At 71.3% G+C, this 6,422-nt stretch carries 5 protein-coding genes and 1 pseudogene; 4 read left to right on the forward strand and 2 right to left on the reverse strand.

The annotated features are described in order from the left end of the window. On the reverse strand, nucleotides 1-508 hold a 508-nt coding region (locus tag JNW91_RS28345), incomplete at its 3' end, for a uridine kinase family protein (RefSeq protein ID WP_203178531.1). A 192-nt stretch (nucleotides 509-700) separates the two neighbouring features. Between JNW91_RS28345 and JNW91_RS28350 the strand changes: the two genes are divergently transcribed. The 4 genes from JNW91_RS28350 to JNW91_RS28365 all read left to right on the forward strand — a co-directional run bounded on the left by JNW91_RS28350 (nucleotide 701) and on the right by JNW91_RS28365 (nucleotide 5,733). Next, complete coding sequence (locus JNW91_RS28350; RefSeq protein ID WP_203178533.1) at nucleotides 701-4,261, forward strand: sensor histidine kinase; 3,561 nt, start codon at nucleotides 701-703, stop codon at nucleotides 4,259-4,261. Further along, nucleotides 4,258-4,662, forward strand: a complete 405-nt coding sequence (locus tag JNW91_RS28355) for a roadblock/LC7 domain-containing protein (RefSeq protein ID WP_007455462.1) — start codon at nucleotides 4,258-4,260, stop codon at nucleotides 4,660-4,662. The genes JNW91_RS28350 and JNW91_RS28355 overlap by 4 nt, the downstream gene beginning before the upstream one ends. 98 nt (nucleotides 4,663-4,760) lie before the next feature. Next, on the forward strand, nucleotides 4,761-5,138 hold the full coding sequence (locus JNW91_RS28360; RefSeq protein WP_030329021.1) for a DUF742 domain-containing protein: 378 nt from the start codon (nucleotides 4,761-4,763) through the stop codon (nucleotides 5,136-5,138). A gap of 1 nt (nucleotide 5,139) precedes the next feature. Beyond that, on the forward strand, nucleotides 5,140-5,733 hold the full coding sequence (locus JNW91_RS28365) for a GTP-binding protein (protein ID WP_112725982.1): 594 nt from the start codon (nucleotides 5,140-5,142) through the stop codon (nucleotides 5,731-5,733). Nucleotides 5,734-5,913: 180 nt separating this feature from the next. Here JNW91_RS28365 and JNW91_RS28370 read toward each other — a convergent pair. Then, nucleotides 5,914-6,422 (reverse strand): annotated as a pseudogene (locus JNW91_RS28370) (transposase); the annotation flags it as partial.

Consider the following 6,422-nt stretch of genomic DNA (forward strand, 5'->3'; position numbering starts at 1 on the left):
GCACGGCGGGCTCGGCGCGCAGCAACGCCAGCCCGCGCCGGACCAGCACCCGGGGGGCCTTGCGCTGCTCGGCAAGATCGCGGGCCAGCCGGCGTACGAAGGTCGCTCCGCGCGGGCGCCGCAGCGCGTACGCCCCGGCGAGCAGCCCTCGGCGACGGCACTCCTCGACGATCTCGGCGGCGAAGATCCCTTCCGCAACGAAAATTGGCGATCCGGCGACATCAAATGGCCGGGTGGTCACCCTTCGATCTGCGCCGATCGCATAAACCGGCACATCGGCCCGACCCTCACGAGCCAGTTGGGCAATCGTTTCGACCGCCGTCAGAGCGTCCCACGAGTCGGGTGATTCCCAATCCACCTGGCCGTTTCGGTGCGGCAACGTAGGGTCATCACCGTCTTTGTAGAAGTCGTCCAGGCAGAGCACCGGCAAGCCGGTTTGCTGCGCTATGTACGACTTTCCGGAGCCGGAAGGTCCGGCGAGCAGGACAACGCGGTGCGGATGTTTCATTACCTTCAGTTACTCCGGCCAGACGGACTGCTATCAAATCGCATCAACATCTCATCACACCTTCGGCGGGTGACAACCTGGGCTTTCTTCTTGCCGGGCGGCGTGATGGAATCTCGGGGGTCCGACCCGCCGGGTCGTCGCTGGGCGTTGCCCGGGGCAACGCGTTGAAGCTGTAATCGCGAGGGCGGTGACGTGAGCAAACGGCCAAAGACGGCGGGCTCCTTCCTGTCGCGGCTGCGCCGGCCGGCCAGCCGGCTCCGGGACATGCCGATCTGGTCCAAGCTCGGTCTCATCATGATCGTGCCGACCATCGCCACGGTCGTCGTGGGCACCAGTGGTCTCGTCGACCACCTGGAAAGGCTCAACAATGCCAACCGAGCTGGCGACCTGGCCAACCTGTCGAGCTACTCGGGCGACCTGGTCAACACACTGCAGGACGAGCGGACCACCGCCGTGCTGCTGCTGCAGGCGGCCGGGACGCAACCGAAGGCGCAGTACCAGGAGGCCTACAACCGGGTGACCTCCCGGGTGGACCGGGACGCGGCCCCGTACCGGCAGCAGCGGGCCGAGATTGAGGACCTGCCGAGCAGCCTGGAAGGTCAGCTCGACAGCATCGACCAGAATCTGCAGGACCTGTCGGGCGTCCGCAGTCAGGTGTTCAGCGGCAAGCTCAAGCTCACCGAGACGATCCAGGCCTACGAGGGTCTGATCAGCGATCTGCTCGCCATCCGTGACTCGGCCACGCAGCTCGCGGGTGACAACGAGCTGAGCGACCGGATGCGCGCCGCCGCGGCGGTCGCCCGGGAGAAGGAGTTCCTCTCCGTACGCCGTGTCGTCGTCCACCGCGCGCTCGGCGCGCAGCGGATGACCCCGGTGCTGCGCACCGACTACATCGCCAGCGGCACCGGTCAGCAGCAGGCACTGCAGAGCTTCAAGGCCGTCGCCAGCCCGGACGAGGCGAAGTTCCACGACCAGACGGTCGCCGGCGGTGACCGTCGCGAGGCGCAGAACTACACCGGCTGGATCGACGGCAACACCACCGGCGACATGCGCGGCGCGCCGTTCGGGCCGGACCAGTGGGATTCCGCCATGACGGCGAACGCCAAGCTGATCCGCAACGTCGAGACGCGGCTCGACAACGACGTGGTCGCCGAGGCCGACAGCCTGCGCTCCGACGTCCAACGTCAGGTGTTCCTGGAGACCGGCCTGCTGCTCAGCATGCTGCTGCTGGCCATCCTCTTCGCCTACCTGGTCGCCCGCTCGATGGCCCGCTCGCTGCGTGAGCTGCGCCAGGGCGCCCTGGCCGTCGCCCAGTACGGCCTGCCGCAGGCGGTGGCCCGGCTGCGTGACCCGCAGGTCGTCGGACAGCTCTCCCCGGTGCAGTTGGCCAACCAGATCGCCGAGCCGCTACCGGTCCGCAGCAGGGACGAGTTCGGTCAGGTGACCGAGGCGTTCAACGCCGTCCACCTGGAGGCGGTCCGAACGGCCGCCGAGCAGGCGGCGCTTCGCGCCTCTGTCGCGACCATGTTCGTCAACCTGGCCCGCCGTTCCCAGATCCTGGTCGACCGCCTCATCGGGCACCTCGACCGGCTGGAGCGCGGCGAGGAAGACCCGGACCGCCTTGCCGAGCTGTTCCAGCTCGACCACCTGGCCACCCGGATGCGTCGCAACGACGAGAACCTGCTGGTGCTCGCCGGCGCCGACTCCACCCGCGTGCAGCGCGAACCGGCCGCCCTCATCGACGTGCTGCGCGCCGCGCAGTCCGAGGTGGAGCACTACACCCGGATCGAGTTCGGGGTCATCGACCGTGACATCGAGGTCGCCGCGCACGCGGTCAACGACCTGGTGCACCTCGTCGCCGAGCTGTTCGACAACGCCACCGCGTTCTCGCCGCCCGACTCGCAGGTGATGGTCGAGGCTCGCCGGGTCGGCGACCGCGCCTCGCTCTACGTCGAGGACCGCGGCATCGGGATCAGCCGCGAGCAGTTGCAGGACCTCAACGAGCGACTGGCGACGCCGCCGCAGGTGGACGTGGCCGTCTCCCGGATGATGGGCCTGGTCGTGGTCGCCCGACTGGCGTCCCGGCACGGGGTCCGGGTCGAGCTGCGCCCCGGCGCTGACCGGGGCACGGTCGCCGACGTGACCCTGCCCACCTCGGTGCTGGTGCCCCGGGCGCTCTCCGGCCGGGTGCAGCAGCCTCCGGCCCTGCCCGCGGCCGGTGGCGCCCAGAACGGTGGGCCCGCGCCCGCCTTCGGCGCGCTGCCCGCGCTGGGCAACGTCCCTCGCCCCAGCGAGTCCGGCAACCAGGTCACCCTGGGCGGTCGGCCGTTCGACCCGGCACCGCGCAACGGCGCCGGCACCCCCGCCAACTCGGGCGGGTACCGCTCGATGCCGGCCTGGTCCGACCTGACCGGCGCGGCCGGCGCCAATGGCGTCAACGGCGGCGACGGGTTCACGCCCCGGCCGGCCAACGGCCAGCCGATCGACCCGCTGCCGCAGCGCCGGGCCGGCGACGAGCCCTCGACCACCGGCCAGCAACAGCCCATCCCGCGGCAGCTGCCCAGCAGCCCGGAGGCGCCGACCCGTACGTCGGCGCCGCCGATCTCCGCGCAGCCGTACTCCGGTGCACCGGTCTCCGCCTCCCCGGCCTCGGGTCAGCCGTACTCCGGCCAGCCCTACTCGGGTGCGCCGTACGGCGGCCCGCCGGTGTCCGCCGCCCCGGCCTCCGGTCAGCCGTACTCCGGGCAGCCGTACTCGGCGCCGCCGGTCTCCGGCCAGTCGTTCAGCGGTTTCGTGCCCCGCTCCGCCCCGCCCGCCCAGGCGCCCAGCGCTCCCGCACCGCCGGCCTGGCCGCCGGTGCCGGCCAGCGAGCGGGAGGCGGCGACCCCGCCGGTGCCCGAGCGGCTCGCCGCCGCCCTGGACATGACGACGGAGCTGCCACGGGTGCCCCGCCCCGGCGAGCAGCCGGCAGCCGCGGCGCAGTCTTCGGCTCCGGCCCCAGCCGCTCCGGTTCCGACCCCGGCTCCTACCCCGGCCGCACCGGTGCAGAGCCGGCCGGCACCGCAGCAGCCGCAGGCCCAGAACCGGCAGCGGTACGCGGATGAGACCATGGAGCTGCCGATCTTCCGGGAGCTCGAGTCGGCCTGGTTCCGTACCCGACGTCCGGGCCGGACGGAGGCGGCGGCAGCCGCCAAGCCGGCGGCGAACGGCGGTGCCGCGACGCAGCAGTTCGCGACGGTCGAGGCGGGCGGTCCGGCCGGCCCCAAGACACCACCCGGGACGACAGGTAACACACCGATGGCAGACACTCCGACGGCCGGAGGAGCGCCGCGGGACAACGGGTCGACAGCGAACGGGGGCGCTCGCCCCAGCCTCGCCGAGAGCCTGCCGAACCGCCGGCCCCAACCGCAGCAGACCAACGGCTGGCAGACCGCCGCCGACGACGGCTGGCGTGCCGCCTCGGCAGCCGCCAGCGCGGTGCCGGTGGCCGAGACCACCACGACCGGTCTGCCGAAGCGCAAGCCGATGGCGCAGCTCGTGCCGGGCGCGGTAGAGAAGCCCACCACCTCGGTCCAGCGGCGCTCTCCGGAGGCGGTCCGTGGCCTGCTCTCCGCCTACCACCGGGGCGTGCAGCGAGGGCGTAGCACCTCGGACAACCCGACCAGCCCGGAGGAGACTCCGGGAGGGCAGCAATCCTCGCAGTCTGGCTCAGGCCCAGCGGCCGGGAGCGGGCAGAAGGAGCAAGAAGGATGACAACTACGCAGGATCTTGGTTGGCTGCTGGCCAACTTCGCCGACCGGGTCCCCGGTGTCGCACACGCGGTCGCCGTCTCGGCGGACGGCCTGCTTCTCGCGTCGTCACGGGACCTGCCACGGGACCGGGCCGACCAGCTCGCCGCGATCGCGTCCGGCCTGGTCAGCCTGACCCAGGGAGCAGCCCGCTGCTTCGAGGGAGGCGCTGTGCTGCAGACCGTCGTGGAGATGGACAATGGCTTCCTGTTCCTGATGTCCATCTCGGACGGCTCGTCCTTCGCCGTGCTGGCCGCCCGCAGCTCCGATGTGGGCCAGGTCGGCTACGAGATGGCGCTGCTGGTCGACCGGGTGGGCGACGCGCTGACCCCGCAGCCGCGCGCGGCCGCGGGCATGCTGGGCTGACGCCTGGCCGATCGTGAGGTCGGCACAACTGCAACGACAACAACGACGAGTTTCACCGGTGGGAGCCGGTACCGGGTGCGAAGGAGGTGAGCGGCGACATGGCCGATCGTGACGAACCGACCGGAGCGTTGGTCCGTCCATACGCCGTGACCCGTGGTCGTACCCGTCCCCGGCTCGACATCGCGCTGGAGGCGCTCGTCGAGACGACGGTGCGCGGTCGCGCCGCTGCCAATGGCAACGGCGGCCAAGGCCGCGAACACCAGTACATCGCCGCGCTGTGTGACGGACGCGTGCAATCGCTCGCCGAGATCGCGGCGCGGATGCAGCTCCCGCTCGGTGTGGCCCGGGTGCTCATCGCCGACATGGCGACGGACGGCCTGGTCGCGGTGCACGAGCCGACCATCCTGGACGACTCCGACGACGCGGTGGGCACTGAACTGCTGGAGAGGGTGCTGAGTGGACTTCGCAGGCTCTGACATGTCGCACCGCCCGCCGAACCCGAGCGGCCGCGTGACGTCGGCGAAGATCGTTATCGCCGGTGGATTCGGCGTCGGTAAGACGACGCTGGTCGGCTCGGTCTCGGAGATCACGCCGCTGACCACCGAGGCCATCATGACCTCGGCCGGCGTGGGCGTCCACGACACCCGGCAGGTGCCGGGCAAGACGACGACCACGGTGGCCATGGACTTCGGCCGGATCTCGATCGACCGTGACCTGATCCTGTACCTGTTCGGTACGCCGGGTCAGACCCGGTTCTGGTTCATGTGGGACGAACTGGTCCGGGGTGCCATCGGCGCGGTCGTGCTGGTGGACACCCGCCGGTTGGCGGACTGCTTCGCGGCGATCGACTTCTTCGAACACCGGCGGCTGCCGTACCTGGTGGCCATCAACTGCTTCGACGGGATGCAGTACCACGATCCGCAGGACGTCCGGGACGCCTTGGCGATCTCCAGTGACGTTCCGGTGGTGGCCTGCGACGCCCGTAACCGGGAGTCGACGAAGCACGTGCTGATCTCGCTGGTCGAGTACGTGCTCACCATGCGCCGTACGCGCGCCGTCGCCCCGGCCTGACCGGGACGGTTTACGCCCGGTGGTGGCTCCGGCCACCACCGGGCAGCACAAACTGCCCAGCGCCGGCCGTCACGTCGACGGTCGGCGCGGAATCGTGCGTGGACTCCCCCGGACCCCCGTACGCGATCGCGCCCTCAGTCAGCCGACTGAGGGCGCGATTGTCGCTTCAGGAGTGTTGATTCAGGACTGGTAGCCGGCGGAGCGGTACTCGTACTCCCGGTCGTCGTCGCGGTCACCGTGGTCGCGGCTGAAGTCCCAGCCGCCGGCGGCCTCCCGGCCCGGCCGGCCGCCCACCGCGAAACCGCCGATCTCCTGCCCGCGGCGCCAGCCACGGAAGTAGCCGGTGGTGTTCTCCGCGAGGCTCGCCGCGTCACGCACTATCCGCAGTGGGCGCTCCTCGCGCAGCGGGGAACCGGGAACCAGGTTGGCCTGCGGCACCCGCTTCGGCAGCCCGGCGGTCGTCTCGGCGCCCACCGCCGGACGGGCCGCCTGCTCGGCGGCCTGCCACCCGGTGTCGGCCGTGGTCGACCAGTCCAGGTCGGTCTCCTCGGTCTGCCCGACGAACCAGGCCGACTTCGCCTGCGCGAAGATCGGCGGCCTGCCACCCGGTGTCGGCCGTGGTCGACCAGTCCAGGTCGGTCTCCTCGGTCTGCCCGACGAACCAGGCCGACTTCGCCTGCGCGAAGATC

This window comes from Micromonospora parastrephiae, assembly GCF_016802865.1.
Classification (GTDB): Bacteria; Actinomycetota; Actinomycetes; order Mycobacteriales; family Micromonosporaceae; genus Micromonospora; species Micromonospora parastrephiae.